At 48.4% G+C, this 22,955-nt stretch carries 23 protein-coding genes and 1 pseudogene; 22 read left to right on the top strand and 2 right to left on the bottom strand.

Annotation, left to right across the window (positions count from 1 at the left end; genetic code table 11):
* Positions 1-4: 4 nt before the first annotated feature.
* The 12 genes from eutL (at position 5) to L6442_RS17625 (ending at position 10,993) form a co-directional block, all read left to right on the top strand.
* On the top strand, positions 5-658 hold the full coding sequence (eutL, locus tag L6442_RS17680) for an ethanolamine utilization microcompartment protein EutL (protein WP_212980641.1): 654 nt from the start codon (positions 5-7) through the stop codon (positions 656-658).
* 11 nt (positions 659-669) lie between these two features.
* On the top strand, positions 670-1,479 hold the full coding sequence (locus tag L6442_RS17675) for a BMC domain-containing protein (RefSeq protein WP_212980642.1): 810 nt from the start codon (positions 670-672) through the stop codon (positions 1,477-1,479).
* A gap of 85 nt (positions 1,480-1,564) precedes the next feature.
* Positions 1,565-3,034: an acetaldehyde dehydrogenase (acetylating) gene (locus L6442_RS17670; RefSeq protein ID WP_212980667.1), complete on the top strand. Its 1,470-nt coding sequence runs from the start codon at positions 1,565-1,567 to the stop codon at positions 3,032-3,034.
* Positions 3,035-3,125: 91 nt separating this feature from the next.
* Positions 3,126-3,413, top strand: a complete 288-nt coding sequence (locus L6442_RS17665; protein WP_098747751.1) for a BMC domain-containing protein — start codon at positions 3,126-3,128, stop codon at positions 3,411-3,413.
* Positions 3,414-3,570: 157 nt separating this feature from the next.
* Positions 3,571-4,407: a cobalamin adenosyltransferase gene (locus L6442_RS17660; protein ID WP_212980643.1), complete on the top strand. Its 837-nt coding sequence runs from the start codon at positions 3,571-3,573 to the stop codon at positions 4,405-4,407.
* A 13-nt stretch (positions 4,408-4,420) separates the two neighbouring features.
* Complete coding sequence (gene eutD / locus L6442_RS17655; RefSeq protein WP_212980644.1) at positions 4,421-5,047, top strand: ethanolamine utilization phosphate acetyltransferase EutD; 627 nt, start codon at positions 4,421-4,423, stop codon at positions 5,045-5,047.
* 27 nt (positions 5,048-5,074) lie between these two features.
* Positions 5,075-5,764 (top strand): ethanolamine utilization protein, encoded by a 690-nt coding sequence (locus tag L6442_RS17650; RefSeq protein WP_212980645.1) that lies wholly within the window; start codon positions 5,075-5,077, stop codon positions 5,762-5,764.
* Positions 5,765-5,780: 16 nt separating this feature from the next.
* Positions 5,781-6,056 (top strand): EutN/CcmL family microcompartment protein, encoded by a 276-nt coding sequence (locus L6442_RS17645; protein ID WP_212980646.1) that lies wholly within the window; start codon positions 5,781-5,783, stop codon positions 6,054-6,056.
* Complete coding sequence (locus L6442_RS17640) at positions 6,049-6,594, top strand: BMC domain-containing protein (protein ID WP_212980647.1); 546 nt, start codon at positions 6,049-6,051, stop codon at positions 6,592-6,594. Before L6442_RS17645 ends, L6442_RS17640 begins: the two co-directional genes overlap by 8 nt.
* 69 nt (positions 6,595-6,663) lie before the next feature.
* Complete coding sequence (eutH, locus tag L6442_RS17635) at positions 6,664-7,770, top strand: ethanolamine utilization protein EutH (RefSeq protein ID WP_212980648.1); 1,107 nt, start codon at positions 6,664-6,666, stop codon at positions 7,768-7,770.
* Positions 7,771-7,956: 186 nt separating this feature from the next.
* A complete protein-coding gene (locus L6442_RS17630; protein WP_212980649.1) occupies positions 7,957-9,336 on the top strand; it encodes an ATP-binding protein in 1,380 nt (459 codons plus the stop codon).
* A 424-nt stretch (positions 9,337-9,760) separates the two neighbouring features.
* Positions 9,761-10,993, top strand: coding sequence for an aminopeptidase (locus tag L6442_RS17625; RefSeq protein WP_212980650.1), 1,233 nt, complete (start codon positions 9,761-9,763; stop codon positions 10,991-10,993).
* A 217-nt stretch (positions 10,994-11,210) separates the two neighbouring features.
* Here the strand turns inward: L6442_RS17625 and L6442_RS17620 are convergent, their stop codons facing one another.
* Positions 11,211-12,863 carry an FAD-binding dehydrogenase gene (locus L6442_RS17620; RefSeq protein WP_212980651.1) on the bottom strand — a complete coding sequence of 551 codons (1,653 nt, stop codon included), beginning with the start codon at positions 12,861-12,863 and terminating at the stop codon, positions 11,211-11,213.
* Positions 12,864-12,905: 42 nt separating this feature from the next.
* On the opposite strand from L6442_RS17620, the pseudogene L6442_RS33140 reads away from it, so the two are divergent.
* The 7 genes and pseudogenes from L6442_RS33140 to L6442_RS17590 all read left to right on the top strand — a co-directional run.
* Positions 12,906-12,986: pseudogene (locus L6442_RS33140) on the top strand (hypothetical protein); the annotation flags it as partial.
* Positions 12,987-13,184: 198 nt separating this feature from the next.
* Positions 13,185-13,940: a GNAT family N-acetyltransferase gene (locus L6442_RS17615; protein WP_212980652.1), complete on the top strand. Its 756-nt coding sequence runs from the start codon at positions 13,185-13,187 to the stop codon at positions 13,938-13,940.
* Between the two features lie 216 nt (positions 13,941-14,156).
* Positions 14,157-15,536, top strand: coding sequence for an amidase (locus tag L6442_RS17610; RefSeq protein WP_237099963.1), 1,380 nt, complete (start codon positions 14,157-14,159; stop codon positions 15,534-15,536).
* Positions 15,537-15,801: 265 nt separating this feature from the next.
* Positions 15,802-17,301, top strand: coding sequence for a spore germination protein (locus L6442_RS17605; protein WP_212980653.1), 1,500 nt, complete (start codon positions 15,802-15,804; stop codon positions 17,299-17,301).
* Positions 17,298-18,467, top strand: coding sequence for a Ger(x)C family spore germination protein (locus L6442_RS17600; RefSeq protein WP_212980654.1), 1,170 nt, complete (start codon positions 17,298-17,300; stop codon positions 18,465-18,467). Before L6442_RS17605 ends, L6442_RS17600 begins: the two co-directional genes overlap by 4 nt.
* Before the next feature lie 10 nt (positions 18,468-18,477).
* On the top strand, positions 18,478-18,711 hold the full coding sequence (locus tag L6442_RS17595; protein ID WP_212980655.1) for a hypothetical protein: 234 nt from the start codon (positions 18,478-18,480) through the stop codon (positions 18,709-18,711).
* 12 nt (positions 18,712-18,723) lie between these two features.
* Positions 18,724-19,809, top strand: coding sequence for a GerAB/ArcD/ProY family transporter (locus L6442_RS17590; protein WP_212980656.1), 1,086 nt, complete (start codon positions 18,724-18,726; stop codon positions 19,807-19,809).
* Between the two features lie 44 nt (positions 19,810-19,853).
* Here L6442_RS17590 and L6442_RS17585 read toward each other — a convergent pair whose 3' ends face one another.
* Positions 19,854-20,417, bottom strand: coding sequence for a hypothetical protein (locus L6442_RS17585; RefSeq protein WP_212980657.1), 564 nt, complete (start codon positions 20,415-20,417; stop codon positions 19,854-19,856).
* Between the two features lie 173 nt (positions 20,418-20,590).
* On the opposite strand from L6442_RS17585, the gene L6442_RS17580 reads away from it, so the two are divergent.
* The 3 genes from L6442_RS17580 (at position 20,591) to L6442_RS17570 (ending at position 22,948) form a co-directional block, all read left to right on the top strand.
* Positions 20,591-21,502: a GNAT family N-acetyltransferase gene (locus L6442_RS17580; protein WP_237099962.1), complete on the top strand. Its 912-nt coding sequence runs from the start codon at positions 20,591-20,593 to the stop codon at positions 21,500-21,502.
* 81 nt (positions 21,503-21,583) lie between these two features.
* The gene (locus tag L6442_RS17575) at positions 21,584-21,880 is read left to right on the top strand and encodes a hypothetical protein (RefSeq protein WP_212980671.1); all 297 of its coding nucleotides are present in this window, start codon (positions 21,584-21,586) and stop codon (positions 21,878-21,880) included.
* 9 nt (positions 21,881-21,889) lie between these two features.
* Positions 21,890-22,948 (top strand): Leu/Phe/Val dehydrogenase, encoded by a 1,059-nt coding sequence (locus L6442_RS17570; protein WP_373871851.1) that lies wholly within the window; start codon positions 21,890-21,892, stop codon positions 22,946-22,948.
* Positions 22,949-22,955 lie beyond the last annotated feature (7 nt).

Genomic DNA, 22,955 nt, shown 5'->3' with positions numbered 1-22,955 from the left:
ACGTATGAGAAACGATCCGATTCATGCACAGGTGCTTGGCGTGAAGCTCATTTCCAACGTAAGCCTGGATATGGCAAACAAGCTTGAGTTGAAGCCGCACCATAAGAGTTTAGGTATCATTACTGCTGATATTGACGATGTAACTTATGCAGCCCTGGATGAAGCGACAAAAGCAGCCGCTGTAGATGTTGTGTATGCAAGAAGCATGTATGCCGGATCAGCCAATGCTTCGACGAAGCTGGCGGGCGAAGTCATCGGGATTTTGGCCGGGCCAAATCCGGAGGAAGTGCGGAGCGGATTAAATGCCGTCGTTGATTTTATCGAAAGCGGAGCTTATTTCGTTAGCGCAAACGACGATGGCAGCATCACTTATTTCGCTCATTGCGTATCCCGCACAGGCTCTTATTTATCCGAGACAGCAGGTATACAGGAAGGGGAGGCGCTGGCATACCTGATCGCTCCGCCGCTGGAAGCGATGTATGCCCTCGATGCTGCGCTGAAGGCCGCCGATGTTACGATTGCCGCCTTCTTCGGCCCGCCTTCCGAAACCAACTTTGCCGGCGGACTTCTGACAGGAAGCCAATCGGCCTGCAAAGCGGCATGCGATGCCTTTGCGGACGCTGTCCAGTTCGTCGCGGACAACCCGACGAGTTATTGAGGTAACAGCCCATGAGACATAGCGCATTAGGGCTAGTCGAGGTCAGAGGGTATTTGGGTGCAGTCGCCGCAGCGGATGCCGCTTTAAAGGCGGCAAGCGTTACCTGCATCGGCGTGGAGATCATTCAGGGCGGATTGGTGACAGTCAAGCTGGATGGTGATGTTGGAGCTGTGCAAGCCGCCGTTGAAGCGGGAGCGGAGATGGCAAAGCAATTAAATGTGCTGCTGACCCGCCATGTGATTGCCAGAATGCATGAGGAAACGGCAGCTATGGTCGAAGGACAAGATGATGCTGACGAAAGTCCGCGTCAAGCAGTCGCAATTATGGATGTACAGGAGCAGAAACCAATTGCGAAAACAGCTGACGACGATGCTAAACAAATCGCAGCGTCAGACGGCGCTGCCGATGAGGCCATACACCAGGCTTTGAAAGAAGCTGCTGCTTCTAAAGACTTGGTAGTATCCGAAGGAGGGGCAAGTGCTGAAGACCTCACAGCGGCAAATGCGGCTCGGCCCCAGGTACTGAAACCAAATGCAGCGAATGCTGCTGAAGCCAAGCCGGAGCAGAAACCTTCATCAACGGAGAGGATTCAAACCCAACCGGAGGAGAAATCCGCATCCGCCTTCAAGGAAACAGAAGCTATAAAAGCCGCGGTGAACCTGGTTCCCGAACGGAAGGATGCCGTTGATAAGACAACAATACCGGATAAAAAACAGGCCGAAACGCTTAAAAGCAAGCGTAACGACAGTAAACCACACGTGCAGAAGAAGCAGGTATCGGCAGCCAAATCCGGAAAGAAGTCCAAAAAAGCAAGCTCGTAAATCGGAGCATGCAGAATAAAACTGACACAATTGAAAACAGATAGCATCTATCGATGTAAAAATGCAGTAGGGAGAAGGAATATTGATGGAAACATTGGATAAAGACCTGAGATCCATTCAAGAAGTCCGTGATCTGATCAAGAAAGCCAAGGATGCGCAAGTTAAGCTCGCCGCCATGACGCAAGAGCAAATCGACGCGATCGTCAAGGCGATTGCCGATGCCGGTTACGAGAATCGCGAGAAGCTGGCGAAAATGGCTAATGAGGAAACAGGCTTCGGCCGTTGGCAGGACAAGATCATCAAAAATGCTTTTGCTTCACGGCAAGTTTACGAGTCCATCAAGGACATGAAAACTGTTGGCATTTTGAAAGATGACAAAGAGAACAAGTTGATGGAGGTAGCCGTTCCGGTCGGCGTCATCGCCGGTCTGATTCCGTCCACCAACCCGACTTCGACGGTGATATACAAAACGCTTATCGCGCTTAAAGCTGGAAACAGCATCGTATTCTCCCCGCATCCGAATGCGCTGAAATGCATTTTGGAAACGGTGAAGGTTATCGGCGAGGCCGCCGTACAAGCTGGATGTCCGGAAGGAGCCATCGGCGTCATGACGGTTCCGACAATTCAAGGAACGGATCAATTGATGAAGCATAACGATGTCGCCTTGATCCTTGCAACAGGCGGAACGGCGATGGTTAAGGCCGCATATTCGTCCGGTACGCCAGCTATTGGCGTCGGTCCGGGCAACGGCCCTGCTTTTATCGAGAAAAGCGCGAATATTCCGCTTGCCGTTAAACGCATTATGGACTCCAAAACTTTCGATAACGGCACGATCTGCGCATCGGAGCAATCCGTCGTCGTCGAAGCATGCAGCAAGGAAGCGGTTGTGGCCGAATTCAAAAAGCAAGGCGCTTATTTCCTTTCCGCAGAGGAAGCCGAACAGCTTGGCAAATTCATTATGCGGGCCAATGGCACCATGAACCCGCAAATCGTGGGTCGCAGCGTAGAGCATATCGCCAAGCTGGCAAAACTGAATATTCCTGCTAGAGCTCGCGTGCTGATCGCAGAAGAAACCCGCGTAGGACGCAATGTACCTTACTCGCGCGAGAAGCTGGCCCCAATTCTGGCCTTCTACACCGAAGACAGCTGGGAAGCTGCATGCGAACGCTGCATCGAAATTCTGAATGGAGAAGGCGCGGGCCATACGATGTGCATTCACTCCGAAAATGAAGAGATTGTACGACAGTTCGCCCTGAAAAAACCGGTATCCCGTTTGCTCGTCAATACGCCGGGCACGCTTGGCGGTATCGGCGCAACGACAGCACTTGCGCCGGCGCTTACGCTGGGATGCGGCGCGGTAGGCGGAAGCTCCACATCCGACAACATCAGCCCGCTGAATCTGCTCAACATCCGCAGAGTTGCTTATGGACTGATGGAGATGGAAGATTTGGCGGAGGAGAAGGAAGAATCGCAGCCGAAAACGGGATGCAGCCTTCCTCAAGACAAAGAGCAGCTTATCGACATGATTGTGGCACGCATTCTTGAAAAATTGTAAGTTTTCGCAGTCTTCATTGGCAAGACGAACAACCCATTATAGGTAACCCCAAAATTCAATATAACTACAAATTATTAGGAGGAATTTTATCATGGCAAACGCAAACGCATTGGGAATGGTAGAAACGAAAGGTTTGGTAGGAGCAATCGAAGCGGCAGACGCAATGGTGAAAGCAGCGAATGTTACGTTGATCGGCAAAGAGCAAATCGGTGCAGGTCTCGTAACGGTTATGGTTCGCGGCGATGTGGGCGCAGTCAAGGCAGCAACCGACGCAGGCGCAGCAGCGGCAGAACGTGTTGGCGAATTGCTGTCGGTGCACGTGATTCCAAGACCGCATGCCGAAGTGGACGCAATCCTGCCGAAGACAAAGGCAGAATAAAACTAACCCGGACAAGCCGGATGAGGAAGACAGCAGAATGCGGGCGTAAGAGCCCGCATTCCGCTTCTGGCGAAGGCGAATTGCCACGGCTTGGAACGGTTCGGACGATCGCGTAAGGGAATATGATCACGCATTCGCCTTAGAAGGATGTGAAAACATGGCTGTGATTACGGAAAGCGAGCTGCGAAAGCATTTTCGATATCGGAATTTGAAGGATGTTGCGGTTTATGAGGCAGCTGTTGGAACAATACTGACACCATCGGCCAAAAGCTTTTTAACCGATCATCAGATTGAACTGCGGTATGTGAAAGCTTCCGAGACGGATAAGGATACAGCGAATGATCCGGTACCGGCATCGGTACCAGCGCAAGAACCGACGCCGCAAAAGGAAGTTAAGCTTCAAATTACGACCAACCTTGATGTTGAACCGGCAACCGGCGGGAAAAAGCGATTTCGGACGCTGTACGGCGGATTTTTGGAAGCGAAGCCTGAGCATATGACTCATTTATATGGAAATATGCTTGTTTTTAAGGATCACCCACGGATATTATTCCGCGGCAAGCTGGACTCATTGGAAACGAAAATATTGGAAGCGCAAATCAGCTGCTTCAAGCTGAATATGACCAAGCTAGTCAAGGATTTGGAAGAGATTTTGCAATTCGTCAGGCGGATCGTACGGTGCGAAGTGCTGAGCGAAAGCATTGAGGAGTTTCATTTGCTTGGGCTGAATCCCAAGGAACTCAGGGAGCAATCCCATTTTCCCAAGAAATACTTTGGACTGGAACATTTTCAACCCAGCTATGATATGGGCGAAGCGGTTGTTGTCATAAATGCGTTGCGCACATTGACGAGGGAGACGGAACTGCTGGCTTATCAAGCCTTTAAGAAGGAACACGGAGATGCAGAGCGCGAAGATATCATTCGTTCACTGAACAGGCTGTCTTCCTTGTTCTGGATTATTATGTTCCGCATCCGTGTTGGAGAGTACAACTGATGAGGTGACTAAGGTGGATAACCAACTGGTAGAGAGCATCATTAATGAAGTAGTCAAGCGGGTACAGGATGAAACCTGCTTCGAAATCGAAGCATCCGGCAAACATGTCCATTTGAGCCGGGAAACGATCGATGCCTTGTTCGGCACGGGATATCAACTGACGAAAGCCAAGGATCTTTCCCAGCCGGGGCAATATGCCTGCAAAGAACGCGTGACGCTGATCGGGCCAAAGGGCTCTTTGCATAATGTCGTCGTGCTTGGGCCGGAACGTAAAGAATCGCAAGTAGAGGTATCGCTCACGGATTCGGTCGTGCTCGGAATACCCGCGCCGGTGAGAGAAAGCGGCAAGCTTGAAGGAACCCCGGGAATCGTCGTCGCTTCCGGCAGCAATATGATTCGGCTGGAACGGGGACTTATCGCAGCACAGCGCCATATTCACGTTAAAGCGGAAGACGCGGAGAAATACAACGTGAAAAACGGTGAAATCGTACAGGTAAAAGTGTATGGCAAACGTCCGCTTATTTTTGACGATGTGTTGGTACGAGTGAGCCCGAACTATGAAACTTACATGCATATCGACTATGACGAAGCAAATGCATGCGGCTTTACGAAAGGCACGAAAGGGAAAATTTTGAAGTAGGGCATCCAGGTTTAGGAGCGTGAAAAAATGAACATAGAAGCTCTGGATCGGGCCGCGATTATCGAAGCCGTAACGGCCGAGGTGATGAAACGGCTGGGACTGGCGGAGGGGAAGCCGATGGCATCCAAAAAGCAAGCAGTACTTCTGACTGCGGAACCGCTGCCGGAACTGGAAAAAAAGCTGAAGCCATATTATGAGGTGCATTATTACGATGAGGCGCTCAGAGATTGCGATGTGCTGATTATTCCTACCATATGCATTCAGCTTTTATCCCACCTTGCGAACGGCATAAGCGCTGGCCCGCGTGAACGGTTCGTGCTGACGATGCTGCTGAAAGGACGAAAGGTAATTGCGCTCGAAGAAGGTTTGCTTTACCGCAAATACAAGTCAACGGCGCCTGTTTTGCTGTACAAGATGTACGATGAATTTGCGGACAAGCTGAGCAATTACGGAATCCGGATGGCCAAAGAAGCGGAACTGCTTTCGGCTTGTATGGACGAAGGCCGGCCTATGGACATGCAGGCTGATCCTCATTCCAAATCCGATAAAGTGCCGGATGATCCGGAAGTATTGAACCGCAGGGTCATTACCGAAGCGGAAGTGAAAAAGTACCGTCTGCAGAACCGGACAGAAATCGTGATAGACCGGCATAGTATCATTACGCCGCTTGCTCAGGATTACTTGCGCATGCAGCGGATGCAGGTACGAAGAAGATAACGGGCGAGGTGAAACTATGATCATGGGACAAGTTATGGGAAGCCTGTGGGCTACCCGCAAGGATAATAAGCTGAACGGGATGGCCTTTCTCGTGGTCAAACCGTTATCATATGCCAATGAATCCGTCACAGGCGAATATTTTGTCGCTGCGGACAATGCCGGGGCAGGCATAGGGGATACGGTGCTGGTTACGACCGGAAGTGCGGCACGGACATCGTTTGCCAATTCAGACGTACCCGTTGATGCGGTCATCGTGGGAATCGTCGATTCAATCGAGGTGACACATGATTAGTGCAATAGGTGTTGTTGAGATGCGCAGCATTAGCAAAGGCTACGAGACGGCGGATCGTATGCTGAAGACTTCGCCTGTTGAAGTGCATCATATGAAGCCGATCTGTCCGGGAAAGTTTCTGATCATCATGAGCGGCGATACTGCAGATGTGCAGGCTGCGATGGAGACGGCTAAGACGGAAGCCGGCGAGTTCCGGATCAGCGACTTTGAACTGCATGGCGTTCATACCGATATTATCGATGGATTGAAACGCCGTTCATCTTCCCAGCCTGTGGATGCGCTTGGAATTGTGGAAACAGCGACGGTGTCTTCCGGGATTTTTGCGTTAAACGAAGCTTTGAAGCAATGCGACATTCATGTGAAAAAAATGAATTTAGGCATGGCGATTGGCGGCAAATTCCTCGCCGTGTTCACGGGAAGTGTCAGCGATGTCGAGCAGGGGATGAAAGTGTTTGTATCCTCCATGGATCCAAAGCGGATTATTCATCATACGGTGCTTCGTTCCCCGTCCGAGGAAATCATACAACACTTCCGGTAGGGAGTTTCCAGAGCAGTAAGATAATCGTTTGCTTTGGATCATATAGCGAAAGAATGGGGGAGCATGTACGTGGAGATTAATGAAATTATCATTTACGGCATGGTTATTTTCATGATTCTCGGTGCGATTGATAAGTGCATTGGGTACAAGTTCGGATTGGGGCATCAATTCGATGAAGGGATTATGGCCATGGGGTCGCTTACGCTCGCCATGGTGGGAATCATCTGCCTGTCTCCGGTCCTGGCTAAAGTGCTAAGTCCGATCGTCGTTCCTGTATACAGCGCATTGGGAGCAGACCCTGCCATGTTTGCGACAACGCTGCTGGCGAATGACATGGGCGGCTTCTCGCTAGCCCAAGAACTGGCGCAGAGTCCGGAAGCGGGTTTATTCGCGGGTACGATTCTGGGGGCTATGCTTGGCCCTACGATTGTATTTATCATTCCGGTCGCGCTTGGCATTATCAAAAAGGAAGACCAGAAATATTTGGCTACCGGCGTTCTGGCTGGTATCGTAACCATCCCGCTCGGCTGCTTGATCGGCGGTTTGGTTGCCGGTTACTCGATCACAATGATTTTGTCCAACCTGGTTCCAATCATTTTGTTTGCTGTACTGATTGTGCTTGGATTGTGGAAGTTCCCGCAAGGCATGATCAAAGGGTTTACGATCTTTGGGCAATTCATCGTCATTGTAGCGACCTTGGGACTCGCAGCGGGCATCACGCAGCAGTTGACAGGGATTACCATCATTCCGGGGCTTGCTCCGGTTGAAGACGGAATCAAAATCGTTGGTGATATTGCCATTGTACTCGCCGGCGCTTTTGCTATGGTATTTGTGATTACGAAAGTGTTTAATAAACCGCTGATGAAGCTGGGCAAGCTGCTCGGCATGAATGAGATTGCGGCAGCCGGCCTGGTTGCTACGCTTGCCAACGTCATTCCGATGTTTGGCATGATGAAAGACATGGATGCGCGGGGCAAGGTCATCAACGTCGCCTTTGCGGTGTCGGCCGCGTTTGTATTCGGCGATCATCTTGGCTTTACGGCCGGGGTTGCGAAGGAAATGATTTTCCCGATGATTGTCGGGAAGCTGGTCGGCGGAATTACGGCGATTGTCGTAGCCGTATTTTTGGCTAAGAAGATGACTCCGGAACCGAAGGAAGAGGTACTGGAGTCGTAATAGCAGTTTTTTTCAGAATTTTATTTTTACGCATGCAGGTTTCTATCTATCCTCTCGTTTGAACCCATCTTGGAAAAGGTGGGTTTTTTAAATATCGGTCTGTTAAAACATGCGGCCGTCTCTTTTCTTTACAATAAAAGGGAAAAAGCCTCCTGAAGTCGAATAAATGAACTTGGGAGGGAGGTTATGATAAAAGATCTGCTGCTGGATATACTTGATATCTTGATTCCATTATTGTTATACCAATTGATCTGCATTACAAACCATAACTTCTATAAGAACGAACATCCATCGACATATCCTGAAAGAAGACCGGCCGCGGCTGATGGTAGTTTTTCTCGAGATATAAGGAAATGGGCTTTTGAAGCTTATAAACTCTTATATCCTAAAAAAGATCAGCGGCGGCAGATGCTTCTGGGGCTATGCTGCGGAATCGCAATTGTGTTATCCATGCTTTTCCCATCGAATATTACGAATGATTTTGACGGCGATCTCAGAAGCATACCGTTAATCATTGCTGTTTTGTATGGGGGTAATGTGGGCGGCATCATTTCCTTTATTTCTTTTGTTATGTGCCGTTTTTTGATTGGTTTGGATGATTTTTTTATCGGTTTCATAGCCTCACTCTTGATCTGCGCTGCTGCGTATCCTTTTGCCGCCCGTTTTAACCAAAAATCTCCGCAATTCCGATTTATTACTAGCATCTTGTTAACTACTGCTGCTTTTATCGTTTCTTGGGGCGGATTCATCTTGACAAAACAAATGAACGAGTCTTATTCCGGCTTCTTTATGCTGCAGGTTTTCTTACTGCAATTGGTTACGATGAGTTTGGCTGTTTTTTTAATGGAAGTGACCATTAAAGCGATCTGCATGCAAGAACAAATTATCCGGACTGAAAAGTTGAACGTAACCAGCCAATTGGCGGCATCCGTAGCGCATGAAATTCGTTCTCCGCTAACTTCGATCAAAGGCTTCCTGCAGCTATCGATGCGGAACGCGGAAGGGAAAAACAAAAAGTATCTGGAAATATCGATGATGGAATTGAACCGTATGGAATACATCATTAATGATTTCCTGAATTACGCCAAACCGCAGCTGGAGACGATTGAAGTGTTCCCGGTGTCCGTTATTTTGGGCCAAATCAAAGAAGAAATAGAACCTGCCGCGCAGGCGAACCATGTGGATTTGGAGATGTTAGCAGAAGATGATTTATGGATTCAGGCAGATCGGTCCAAAATAAAACAAGCACTGACCCATATCATCAGGAATTCTATCGACGCGACTTCAGCGTCAAAAGGACGAATTTCCATCGCTGCCTATCGGCATTTTCATCATGTGTGCATCCGAATCCGAGATAACGGAGTAGGCATGTCGCCCGAACAACTGTCGATATTGGGAAACCCATTTTATTCGACCAAGTTGAATGGAACCGGGCTCGGACTGATGGTGACCTTTCGGATTATCCAGGCGGTTGGCGGAAGTTTGGAGTTTCAGAGCGTCAAAGGAGAGGGAACTACCGCCCTTGTCACGCTTCCGGCGGCTGCGGATTTGCAATTAAAAGCCTAAGACCACAACCAGGTTCATATTTCTACTTACAGTCCGCGCCCAAGCGCGGATTTTTTTTGACATATCGAAAGTATACACTTCCGGGGTCCAAGCAAAGTAATCGGAATAAGCTTTAAAGGCTTCACGTCACTTTGTAGGGTTATTTTGAATTTCTATTCATAATTTGTCTTAAAATAACGCTGTTTTCGTATAGATTGTTGCTAAATTGACCTAAGGGAATCTGGCTTGATAAAATCCATTAAGTGAGGTGTTCAGCATATGCATCCCTGAACCTAAAGAAGAAAAAGGAAAAGGTTAATTGGCTCGATCTGAATTTCAAAGCGTATTTTGAGCATACATTCCTGGAAAGCGAATAAATGTGGAAGTCACCACTTGGTAAGGAATATAATAAAGTAGCTACTTTTACCGAATTGGGGGAATAAAAATGTATCCTACAAAACAGCAGTTGGAAAATTATGCGGAGCTCGCCGTCAAGGTAGGTGTAAATGTACAGCCCGGCCAGACCGTGGTCGTGATGGGACCGATCGCAGCAGCCGACCTGATCCGGCAAATTACTCTGCATGCTTACAAGGTAGGCGCCCATAATGTCCATGTGGAATACAACGATGATCAGTTGTCCAAGATTAAATACCTGCATGCACCGGAAGAAGTGTTCTCCGAATATCCGGAGTGGCGTGCCAAAGCGATGGAGGAATACGCGGAGAAAGGCGCTGCTTTTATCCAAATTTATTCGCCTGATCCGGATTTGCTGAATGAAGCGGATCCGTCGCGGATTGCGACCGCTGCCAAAACGGCCGCCGCCGCATTAAACAAATACCGCAGTTATCTGATGTCCCACCACAATGCCTGGACTTTGATTTCCTATGCTACCCCTGAATGGGCAAGCAAGGTGTTCCCGGGCGAAAGCCAGGAAACGGCGATACAGAAATTGTGGGAACGCATTATCGATGCAACGCGGATTGACCGGGAAAATCCGGTTGATGCATGGGGCAAGCATAATGCGAAGCTGAGCGAAATGGTAGCTTTCCTGAATGACAAACGTTATAAGCAGCTGCAATATGAAGCTCCGGGCACATCGCTGACGATTGATCTGCCGGAAGGACATCTCTGGCTTGGCGGAGCCAAAGAGAATACGCGCGGAGTTTGGTTTAATCCTAATATTCCGACAGAAGAAGTCTATACGCTCCCGCACAAAGACGGCGTAAACGGGACCGTGCGCAGCACGAAACCGCTTAACAATAACGGCGTCATTATCGATGGATTCTCACTGACGTTCAAGGATGGCAAAGTCGTTGACTTTAGCGCTGACAAGGGAGCCGAAGCGCTGCAAAAACTTTTGGATACCGATGACGGGGCAAAATATCTTGGTGAGGTAGCACTGGTTCCTCATGATTCCCCGATTTCAAACTCGAATGTCATTTTTTACAATACTTTATTCGATGAGAATGCTTCCTGCCACCTTGCGCTTGGCCAAGCTTATCCTGTAACCCTTGAGGGCGGTACCGACATGGATGGAGAGGAACTGGCGAAGCATGGGGTCAATAAAAGTCTGACTCATGTCGATTTTATGATCGGTTCCGCAGAGCTTTCCATTGACGGAATTACGCAGGATGGCCGAAAAGAAGCGATATTCCGGAATGGAAACTGGGCGTTTTAAACCCTGGATCGATTAAAGGCGATTAGCGGATGAAAGCTGGAAATGCTTAAGCTAATTTGCTCAGATAAAGTAAAAAATAAATCGTTCTTTGCTGAACTGGCTGCTGAAATGCCGGCCGTTAGGCAAGGAGCGATTTCTTTGTTTGCTTGAAGTTATCTTTGAGCGTATATATAAATGGGGATAGGCTGCTCAACTCTTGCAGGGAAGCGTCTATACTTTATCTTCGGTCGTTAACTATGGCTCTGCCAGCCACTCTGCCGGTAAATAAACAGCCGCCAAGAAATGTGCCTTCAAGGGAACGGTATCCATGAACGCCGCCGCCTCCAAAACCGGATACTTCTCCTGCAGCATATAGGCCTTTGACGGGAGAACCAGCGGAATTCAATACCTGGCCGGATAAATTGGTTTGCAGGCCGCCGAGCGTTTTGCGGGTAAGAATATTTAGGCGGACAGCGATTAACGGACCATTTTTGGCATCTAAAAACCTATGAGGCGCGGCAACTCTAATAAGCTTATCGCCGACATACTTCCTGGCTCCGCGCAGGGCCGTGATTTGCAGGTCTTTCGTAAACTTGTTCTCCATTTCCCGGTCTCTTGCGATGATTTGTCTTTCGATTTCTTCAAAATGAAGCAAATGGTCACCGGTAAGCTTGTTCATTCCGGCAACAAGATCCTGAAGTTGATGGGCAATAACAAAATCTTCGCCTTGATCCATAAAAGCCTGCACAGCGGGAGGGGGGCCGGGCAATATCCGGGATAGCACTTGCCTGATGCTTTTATTCGTAATATCAAGATTTTGTTCGCTGCCGGAAAGAGCAAATTCTTTTTCTATGATTTTCTGCGTCAGAATGAACCAGGAATAATCGTAGCCCGTCCGTTGGATGGCCTCAAGCGTGCCGAGCGTGTCAAACCCGGGAAAATTAGGAGCGGGAAAACGCCGGCCCTTGGCATCAAACCATAGCGAGGAAGGTCCGGGAATGATCCGTATGGCATGATTGGCCCAGACCGGATTCCAATTTTTAAGTCCTTCCGTATAATGCCACATCCGATCCCGATTCACGATCAGGCCTCCGGCCCTTTCCGTAATCGCCAGCATTCTTCCATCTACATGCTCGGGAACGCCGGAGATCATATGCTTAGGTGGCGCGCCGAGACGCGAAGGCCAATGATCGCGAATAAGATCGAAATTAGCGCCAATGCCGCCGCTCGATACGAGCGTAGCTTCGGAATGGAATTCGAAGTTGCCAATTTCCACGCGTGAGCTTTTTTCACCACGTTCAGCCTTGCTTGGTTCAAGCATAGAACCGCGAACGCCGACGACCGAGCCGCCAACAGTCAACAGTTCATCAACGCGGTGGCGCGGCCGGTAATCAACCAAACCTTTTTCAATCGCTGCACGCACTTTATATTCAAATGGTCGAACTAACCCGGGACCGGTTCCCCAAACAATATGAAATCTCGGTACGGAATTGCCATGTCCTTCCGCAAGATATCCTCCACGTTCCGCCCATCCTACCACCGGAAAAAAACGAACACCGAGACTGCGCAGCCATTCGCGTTTTTCGCCGGAAGCAAACTCAACATAAGCTTTGGCCCATTGCTTCCCCCAATAGTCTTCATCATCCCGGTCAAATCCCGCTGATCCTATCCAATCCTGCCATGCCAGTTCTTTGGAATCCTTGATGCCCAGCCGGCGTTGTTCGGGGGAATTCACCAGGAACAGCCCTCCGAAAGACCACCATGCTTGTCCTCCCAATGAGGCTTCGGGTTCTTGGTCCAATAACAATACTTTTTTGCCGGCATCCGCCATCTCAGCTGTTGCCACTAGACCCGCAAGTCCGGCCCCTACGACAATCGCATCGTAAACCACAATTATTCACCTCTCTTTTAAAAAAAATCGAAATTCGCAAACAAGGGTATAATCGTCTCGTCTGTACACAATGAATGGCTCTTCGAACATCCGCGTTTGATTTTTATTTTAAAGAATGGATAGGATAGGAAGGGAATATATGGTATATAGTAATTTATACATCGTATTATATCTTTTTTGCTAGAATTCAATGTAATGTACGCAAATTTTAAGGAGGATATGACTCTTATCCCATAAAATACAAATTTATATTGTTATAATAAAGGGGTAGTCATAGGCGATTGCACTGAAAAAATATATCTAGAAAGGACAAGCATACATATGGCATACCTGGAAATTACAAAAGAAAACATCGGACATGAACATATCTGCTGCGCTCTCGGGGCCAAACAATATGAGCAGGCTGTACAGGAAAAGAAACAGTGGTTATGCGAGCGGATGGAGGAGGGATTAAAATTTCACCGGCTTGACGAACGCGCCAAGGTTTTTATCGAATATTTGCCTGCCGATAAGGCATGGGTGCCGATTAATGCTCCAAATTACATGTATATCAATTGTCTCTGGGTTAGCGGGCGTCACAAGGGCAGCGGTCACAGCAAAAAATTGCTCGAACAATGCAGGAAAGATGCAGAATCGCTGGGAATGGATGGAATCGTTCATATTGCGAGCTCGAAAAAGATGCCTTACCTGAGCGATAAACGCTACTTTGAACATATGGGATTTACTGTGGCGGATCAAGCCGATCCTTATTTCGTATTGCTCGTCCAGAAATGGAATGAAAATGGCGCCGATCCAGCGTTTATACGTTCAGCCCAACCCCAACCGGCATTGAATGAGGGGATTTGCATTTATTATACGGCGCAATGTCCGTTTGCCGCAGGAGTGCTGGATGATCTCCGACGTGTTGCAGATCACAGAGAAATTCCTTTTCGTACCAAGCGCATAAGCACAAGGGAAGAAGCGCAGGAATCGCCAGCGATATGGACTACATTCAGCATGTTTTATAACGGAAAGTTTGTGACCCATGAAATCATGAGCCCCGGCAAATTCGAGAAAATGCTGGACTCCTTAAAATAGTCATTTTACATAGCTGCAATACCTGGGCTGCCCTTTTGAATATTTGGGCGGTCTTTTTTTAATTCTGATTTCTCTATCAATATATCCAATTTCATTTCGGAGGAAGTCTGACCATACCAATCTATCATTTTCCGCATAAAGTGAATGAGAGAATGGCTGGGAGAATGTTTCGCGTTGAATCCCCCGGCTTTTCCGGATTAGAAAGGAGAGATGGTAGTGGGCAGAAAATCAATTATGGAGCTTCAAGCCGGTTATTCTAAACATTGGTTTACTCCGTATGAAGTCACTAAAAACTATTTGAAACGGATTCGATCCAAAGACCCTGTGCTGAATTCATATATTACAGTCGCAAAAAAACGAGCGCTTAATGAGGCAAAAATCGTGGAAGCGAAGGCGAAAGCAGGTGAACAGATCGGACTTCTGTACGGCATTCCCCTTTCCTATAAAGACAATATTGCGACCAAAGGCATTCGTACGACAAACGGCTCATCGATCGATGCGCAGCATATTCCACATAAAAATGCGGCGATCGTACAGCAGCTTCTCCTCCAAGATTCCATTCTGTTGGGTAAAAACAACCTGCACGAGTACGCGCTTGGGATCACCTCCAACAATCCTCATTATGGTCCTGTCCATAATCCCTGGAATCCGCAATATACGCCCGGCGGCTCAAGCGGAGGATCTGCAGCCGCCGTAGCGGCCGATTTAACCGTTGCCTCAATCGGCACGGATACCGGCGGTTCCGTACGGATTCCGGCAGCCTCCTGCGGCATTATCGGTCTGAAACCAACCTACAACAAAGTTTCGACCGCAGGTGTGTTTTATGTGTCATGGACATTGGATCATGTAGGTCCGCTTACGGCCAATATGACGGATATGGCGATTATTGCCGGGGTTATGACGAAGCAATCATATCTGCAGGAGTTGAAACGGGATATTCGCGGTCTGCGCGTTGGCGTGCCGACCAGTTATTTCAACGAGCATATCGATCCGGAGACCTACTTGTTGTATCGAGATTCTTTGGAGGCCCTGGAGTCGCTTGGCGCGATTCTGATCGATACGGACGTTTCCTTTATCGCAGGCAACGCCGATGTTTCCCTAACCATTGCCGCATCGGAAGCGGGTTTTATTCACAAGAGCCGGATGGCATGCTGTTTGTCCCAGTATGGGGAGGATGCAAGGGCTCTTCTGGAATCCTCGCTGAAAATAACAGCTTTGCGGTATATAGAGGCTTTGAAGAAAAAAGAAATGTATATAAATGCCTTCGACAGGTTGTTCAGGGAAAGCATTGATGTGTTGGCTACGCCTACGATCCCGCTTCCGGCAAGAAAAATTGGCGTCAACGAGGTGCATTTTGGCTCATACACCGAGAGCATTTTCGATGCGATGACCCGATATACCGGTATTTTTAACATGGCGGAAACGCCTGCCATATCCATTCCATGCGGCCTAACTAGCGAGGGCCTCCCCGTTGGCTTGCAATTGGTAGCCGCTAGGGGTAGGGAAGATCTGCTGATCCGAGCCGGTTACGCTTATGAACAGGACCAACTTGGCGATTTCTACCGTCAGAGGGATGTTATTTGCGCTGGATATTAACTTTTTGCAGTGATTCCGGGGGACTGTATGCAACCATGCTGCAGTTCCCTTTTTTGCGATATCGTTAGGCCGAAAGACGTTTTCCTTTGACTTACACAAGGGATGTATTGCTGGCGAAACAGTCTATGGAACAGAAAAATATTGAAAATATACCGAATTTTCCATTTTTTTTAGAACATACTAAAGTATTATCGGCAGATGGGTGGGTCATATCCAACCTTGAAGCCAAAGTTTTTGATGTAGCTGCTACGGAGGGGAGTGCCCGATGCAAAACAACAAAGAAACAGCCCTTTCTACCCGGCTAAGTGAAAATATGGAGCGACTTCAGGAAAAATATGAAGATTGCTTTGACGTTGTATTTCATGATTTCAATTACGTCAGAACTCCTTCGGTAGTAGTTTACACAGTCGGGATGACAGATACCGAAGCAATGAATCAACATGTTCTTGAACCGGCCTTGCGCGAGACGGCGGACGAAGGCGGTGGACTTGATAGCTTGTGTGCACGATTGTCCATCTCGTCCTTTTATCAAGTGAAAACCATTGAGCAGGCAATTGCTGAAATTGGAGACGGAAACCCTGTGCTGCTGATGGATGGAGAGGACAAGGCGGTATCGCTTTGTTTGTCCAAATGGGAGAAACGTTCGATTACGGAACCGGAAGCAGAGTCCGTGGTACGTGGTCCGCGTGAAGGATTCATCGAGACGCTGCTTGTTAATGCGTCCATGGTTCGCCGGAAGCTTAGATCCCCCTCTTTAAAGATGAAATCCATGCAGATTGGGCGGTACTCCCAAACCGAGGTCGTGATTGCTTATATACAAGGGGTTGTTAATCCGGCGCTGATTTCGGAAATTACAGAAAGGCTGGGCCGCATTGACGTGGATGGTATTCTGGAGAGCGGAAATATTGAAGAGCTGATCGAAGACAATCCTTATTCACCCTTTCCCCAGATGCAGACGACGGAACGTCCGGATGTAGTTGCGGCTAATCTTTTGCAGGGGAAGGCAGCCATTCTGATCGAGGGAACGCCAATTGCTTTGATTGCGCCTACAACCATATTTTCGTTTTTGCATTCTCCCGAAGATTATTATCAGCGCTACTTCATCGGATCGGCTATCCGTTGGCTCCGGTATTTCTTTGCTTTCCTCGCCCTGATTGGCCCGTCCTTTTATGTTGCCATCGTTACATTTCACCAAGAAATGATCCCGACAACTCTCCTGCTCAACATGGCAAAATCCAGGGAGCAAATCCCGTTTCCTGCGCTCGTGGAAGCTTTATTGATGGAAATTATGTTTGAGGCTTTGCGCGAGGCTGGGGTAAGGCTGCCGAAACAAATCGGCTCGGCTGTAAGCATTGTGGGAGCGCTGGTGATAGGACAAGCCGCGATCTCGGCGGGACTTGTTTCGTCGCCTATGGTGATGGTCGTGGCGATTACAGGCATCGCTTCTTTTTTGATCCCGCATTTTGATTTTGGAATCGCCATCCGCCTGCTAAGATTCCCCATGATGCTGCTGGCAGGATTTTTGGGATTTTTTGGATTGATGATCGGCATTACGCTTATCCTCACTCATCTGTTTGCGTTGCGGTCATTTGGAGTACCGTATGTCACGGTGACCAGTTTTACGCATGTCAATCAACTGAAAGATGTTCTGGTTCGTGCTCCCTTCTGGAAAATGAACATAAGACCGAGAACGGGATACTGGAACCGGCAACGTCAGAGTTCAGGCCAACGCCCTGGGCCGGATCGGAGAGGACGCAACTCATGAAGCGGATCGGAAAACTTATTCGGACGGCTATCCTGCTTCTGATGATCCCACTGCTCGGAGGCTGCTGGGACCGCACGGAAGTAAATGATCTGGCTTTGATTATGGCAGCTAGTCTTGATGCCGGTAAAAACGGAACCATTGAGCTATCGGTGCAGGTATTTACGCCGAACCAAACGAGCGGAGGGGGATCAGGCATAAATAGCAGCGATTCTGGCAGCGACACGTTTATTGTCCAGAGCGCGAGCGGAACCGATTTTGCCGATGCATCTTCAAGGCTGCAAGAGCTGCTGCCGCGCAAAGTTTTCTGGGGCCATGGCGAAGTATTTGTTTTCGGTGAACAGCTTGCTAAAAAAGGTATCATCGACCAGATGGATTTCCTCTTCCGCCATCCGCAGCCCCGCGAGCGGGCATATGTCTTCATCAGTAAAGGAAAAGCCAAGGATATTCTGAGCATGAATACGCGGATTGAACGGGACAGCGCCGAGACGCTTCGCGAAATGGCCACCCTTTCGGTTGGAACCGGCGTTTCGCTCAGGGACTTGAACGATATGCTTACAGGTAGAGCCAAAGCCGCAATGGTTCCGCTCATCGAAAAGAAAGAGGGACCGGGCGGCAATGTTTTTCCCTATATATCCGGAGCAGCCGTGCTAAAGGGAGGGAAACTGACGGCTCAATTTAGCGACATGTTGAAGCGGGAGACGCAGCTGATCCGTGGTGAGCTGAAAGTGTTCAACGTTACGTTTCCAGTGAAAGAAAACAAAGGCCGGGAGGACGGACTGATGTCCGTACGTGTCGTCAAGTGCCGCACAAAACTCATCCCCCGGATCGACAGAAACCGCTGGAGCGTTACCGTGCGCGTAGAAGGGGAAGGTGGCGTGCTGCAGAACGCATCCCGTGCGAATGTAATGAAGCCGGCAGAACTGCCGCGTTTGGAAGCGCAGCTCAATCAGGAAATCGGCCAGCGGATCGAATCGGCATTTCGTTTGATTCAAAGAGAAGCCAAAGCCGATGTATTCGGGGTAGCGGATGCCTTTTGGAGAAAATACCCGAAACAATGGACCAAGGAGCAAAAACGCTGGAACGAGATTTTTTCGGAGATCGACATACATGCTGAAGCAAACGTAAAAATATTATGGCCCGGTTTTTCCGGAAAAAGCTTTAAATGAGGGAAGATCAATGATCGTATTAAAAATAATATTGGTCACGTTGTTGGTCGCGGTAATGTTCCTATATGAATTTCCGCGAATGAAATCCGGGAAAATGAAGGAGAAGGCCGTATTTACGGTGGTTGCCTCGGCGGGATGGGGACTTGCTCTTCTGCTGATGTTTGTCCCCGGCTTGCCTGGGCCGACTGAACTGATCAATGACGTGTTCCGGCCGATCTGGTCGATGTTTAAATTTGTGGAATAGGGGGCAGCCGGGATGAATAAAGAGCAAATTTCAAGCGTGCAATTAGGGTTGATGATGTACCTGATGGTTGGAGGCACCTCAATCCTTGTCGTACCCTCGTTTACAGCCATGTTTGCAGGCCAGGATATGTGGATTTCGCCGATACTCGGATCCATTTTCGGTGTAGTTAATGTATGGATAGCATGGCGGATTCATCGCATGCATCCGGGCAAAACATGGATACAGCAGGTAAAAGGCGTATTCGGCCGCGTATTGGGAAACGTTATTTGCGCTATTATTATCTTCTTTCAAATCGACGCCATCGGATTAATTACCCGGGAGTACGCCGAATTTATCGTACAAGCTTTTTTGTCCCAAACGCCGCTGGTGATGATCATTGCCAGCATTGTGCTGACATGTTCGTTCGCCGTGCGGTCAGGCGTGGAAGTGATCGGCAGGTTCGCGCTTATTTTCGGGCCGATTTTCTTTTTGTTTGTGCTGGCCATTTTCCTGTTTTTAATGCCGGAGTATCGCTTTTCGAATATTCTTCCGGTTTTCGGCAGAGGGATCAACCCTGCATTAAAAGGTTCTTTGGAGCCTTCATTATGGTTTATGGAGTTTTGGTTTATTTCCTCATTCTATCCGCTCGTGCGAAAAGAAGATAACGGCCTGAAAGCGGGCATGTTTGCTGTTTTGTTCATGATGCTGACGATGGCGCTTACGAACTTTACGTGTTTGTTTATGTACGGGGAAGCGACAGCCAATTTGACGTTTCCTTTTCTATCTGCGTCGCGTTACATCAATATCTCGGATTTTTTTTCGCATGTGGAGGCCATTGTGATGGCGTTATGGATATTGGGCGGATTCGTCCAAATTTCCATGTGGTATTTCACGCTTGTGCAAAGTACGTCACAATGGCTCAAGCTTAAGGACTACCGTTTGCTTGTGTTTCCGGTCGGTTTGCTGATCGGCGGATTCAGCATATGGGTCGCGAAAAATTTTCAGCAGATGCTGCAATTTTTTCCGACGGGAGGGGCGGGATACTCCATTTGCTTCTTGTTTCTTTTTCCGATTCTGCTGTTGATGGCCGCCTGGATCCGGCGCAAAATAGCATCTTGACGAATGATTGGTTCGATAGTGAAAGAGTAAACGACTCAGGGGCTCTAACGCTGTTCCTCTGCCTCTAGGATTAACTTGGAATGTTCCAGCACTTTGATGCGATAGGTGTGCCCTACTCTGATGACCACTTCCCGACTTGCGATCTCGTATTCCTTGCCTTCGCTTGTGCTGACTCGATCTCCTCCCCTTTTGGGATCCCACATGTCCACAATTTTGACTACTCTATCGATCGGGCCTTGGGCTATATCCGCCGTGACTTTGCCGAGCATGATCAGCGGAAATAGGGACAATAAGACGAGGAAGATGAGGAACATCGAATCCATTTTGGTCATGCCTAATTTCCTTAGGCGCATTCTGCTAACTACATATGTAAAAATATAGCTGAATACGAGCAGAACGCCGCAGTAGCCAGCAGTACTGATCCATAAATATTCTCGTTCGCCGGATGTATACTTCAAAAAGGTGACCAGCATACCAACCAGGCACATCAGGACTATTGCGATCCGAAAAATGTTTCTTTTTTTCTTATACCAAACCCGGTCTTCGGGCGAAAAAAGGTCCAAAACCGAGATTAGCGGGAATGAAGTGAAGCGGGTATGCTTTTTCATAGGCAGCAGTCCTTCCAAAGATCATCATGACAAGATTATAATCAATCAGCTGGATGAATAAAACGGATTTTTTACACACAAATTCTATTAGGAAATAAACTCTACCCAGATCAATTGAATGCATCCTGCTATAATCAACTTGACTTGAACGAGACTGGGGAGGAATATTTACTGTGGCTCTGAATTCACATTACGTATTAGATAACGAGATCGAGATCGTAAAAGCCGACTTAAAAGAATTTGCAATCCACTATACTATATATCGGGAAAATATATTTTTCAGACAGAGCTGGGAAAGGCGGATATCGATTTTCGCTGAGGATGCTCCTTGCTATTGGATTACATTCAAGAACCGTCGGATCGGTGGGGTATGCATCGAACCCAACTTATTATCGTCTTTTTTCTTGGAAACGCCTTTTCAGGATATATTGCGGGTTTTGATTCCATTAAAAAAGTTTCTGATCCACTGCTCTGATCCGAGCAAGCCAATAGAAGCATTCGGGATACTGCCGTATGAAACTGAGCATTTTTTGCGTTTGGGCTTTTTGCCTTCAGAATCAAGGCGCGTTATGATCAGACCCACGGAAATATTTGAGCCGCAAGAGTGGGGAGAGGAATTTGAAGCTGTCGCACCCGGCATGGATCAGATCGATCGAATTGCTGAAATGCTGCATGAATCCTATTCAGACATCGATCGCATCGGTTATCCTGGAGATAATACTATCGACAGTCAGAGGACCGCACTTGAATATTACTTTGTACATAACCAAGATGAGATTTTGAAATCGGCGTCCACCATTATTTATGACAAGCAGCATAACAACATCGTTGCGGTGTGTTTGATATCGTTATGGGAAGATCTTCCGTTAGTATCGAATATTGCCGTCATGCCCCAATACCGCAGCAGGCAGCTCGCGACAAAGTTATTAAAGAAGGCTGTAACGGTATTAAAGGAGAAATATGATGTTATTCGTCTTTTCGTCACTATTGGGAACTCGGCAGAAGCTTTATATTACCGCCTTGGTTTTTATCCGGGGTTGGAGCAGACGACGTTTCATCTGCCGCTTCGAGATAGATCATTCTAGAATTTAAAATGCTGCCAAAGAAGGACGCTCCTCAAGGACCTGAGACGAGGGGAGCGTCCTTCTTTTTTTGCGTGAAACCGCATGAGCGACGTCGCAAAGCTCATCGATGGGCAGCGCACGAATCTGCTGCTCGGTAAGCTGCTGCTGGAGGAGCCGGATGCGCTGCTGCTCAAACGAGCCGACCAACTATCTCAATGTTGCGCATCTCAAATGGCTGACCGCCGCCTGCTGCTGAGTGGTTCCGAAGCGTTTGCCAAGTCGTTTCCATCATTTACCTCCCCGCGATTAAAAGTTATACTAGGAGTGAACGCTTTTTTGCATAAGCTTAAATTGACCTTTGGTAAGTTTCTTGGAAATCGCAAGAGCGGTTATTTTTAAAGAGGGGGAATCGACGTGGAACTTTTTCAAACGATGACGCTGGACGGATACGAGCAGCTTGTTTTTTGCCAGGACAAGAAGACGGGACTCAAAGCGATCATCGCGATACACGATACGACGCTTGGGCCTGCGCTGGGCGGCGCAAGGATGTGGAATTATGTATCGGAAGACGCCGCCATCGAAGACGCGATGCGCTTGGCCAAAGGGATGACCTATAAGCATGCCGTATCTTCGCTGAACTTTGGCGGAGGGAAGAGCGTCATCATCGGCGATCCGAAAAAAGACAAAAGCGAAGGCAGTCTTCTCGCATTCGGTCGTTTTGTACAGAGCCTGAACGGTCGGTATATTACTGCGGAGGATGTCGGTACGACGGTCGAAGACATGGACACCATAGCTAGAGAAACGAAGTATGTAGCGGGCAAATCGGGCCAGGGTTCTTCCGGGAATCCTTCACCTGCAACCGCTTTCGGAGTCTATCACGGCATGAAATCCGCCGCCAAAGAAGCGTTCGGTTCCGACTCACTAGAGGGGAAAACGGTAGCCGTCCAAGGCGTAGGCAATGTTGCCTTCCATTTATGTAAGCACCTTCATGAAGAAGGAGCGCAGTTGATCGTGACCGACATTAATAAAGAGGCGGTTATGAGAGCCGTCGAGCAATTTGGCGCCAAGGCCGTCGATCCGAACGAGATTTATGACGTCCCTTGTGATATATACGCCCCATGTGCGCTGGGTGCCACAATAAATGATGATACGATCGTTCGGCTGCGGGCGAAGGTGATTGCCGGGTCTGCGAACAATCAGTTAAAGGAAGCGCGGCACGGTGAACAGCTTCATAGCATGGGCATTGTGTATGCACCAGACTATGTCATCAATGCAGGAGGCGTCATTAATATTGCGGAAGAATGGCATGGTTACGACCGGGAGCGGGCCTTTCTTAAAGTAAAAGAGATTTACAATACCCTCACGCAAATTTTCGATATCACGAGACACGAAGGGATACCATCGTACTTGGCGGCGGATCGCCTCGCCGAGAACCGCATCCGTTCGCGGCAAATCGTTCAAGCTTAAGCTCAGC

This window comes from Paenibacillus azoreducens (genome assembly GCF_021654775.1).
Classification (GTDB): Bacteria; Bacillota; Bacilli; order Paenibacillales; family Paenibacillaceae; genus Paenibacillus_AQ; species Paenibacillus_AQ azoreducens.
The sequence above is the reverse complement of the archived record's forward strand: the minus strand, read 5'-3'. Positions and strand labels throughout refer to the sequence as shown.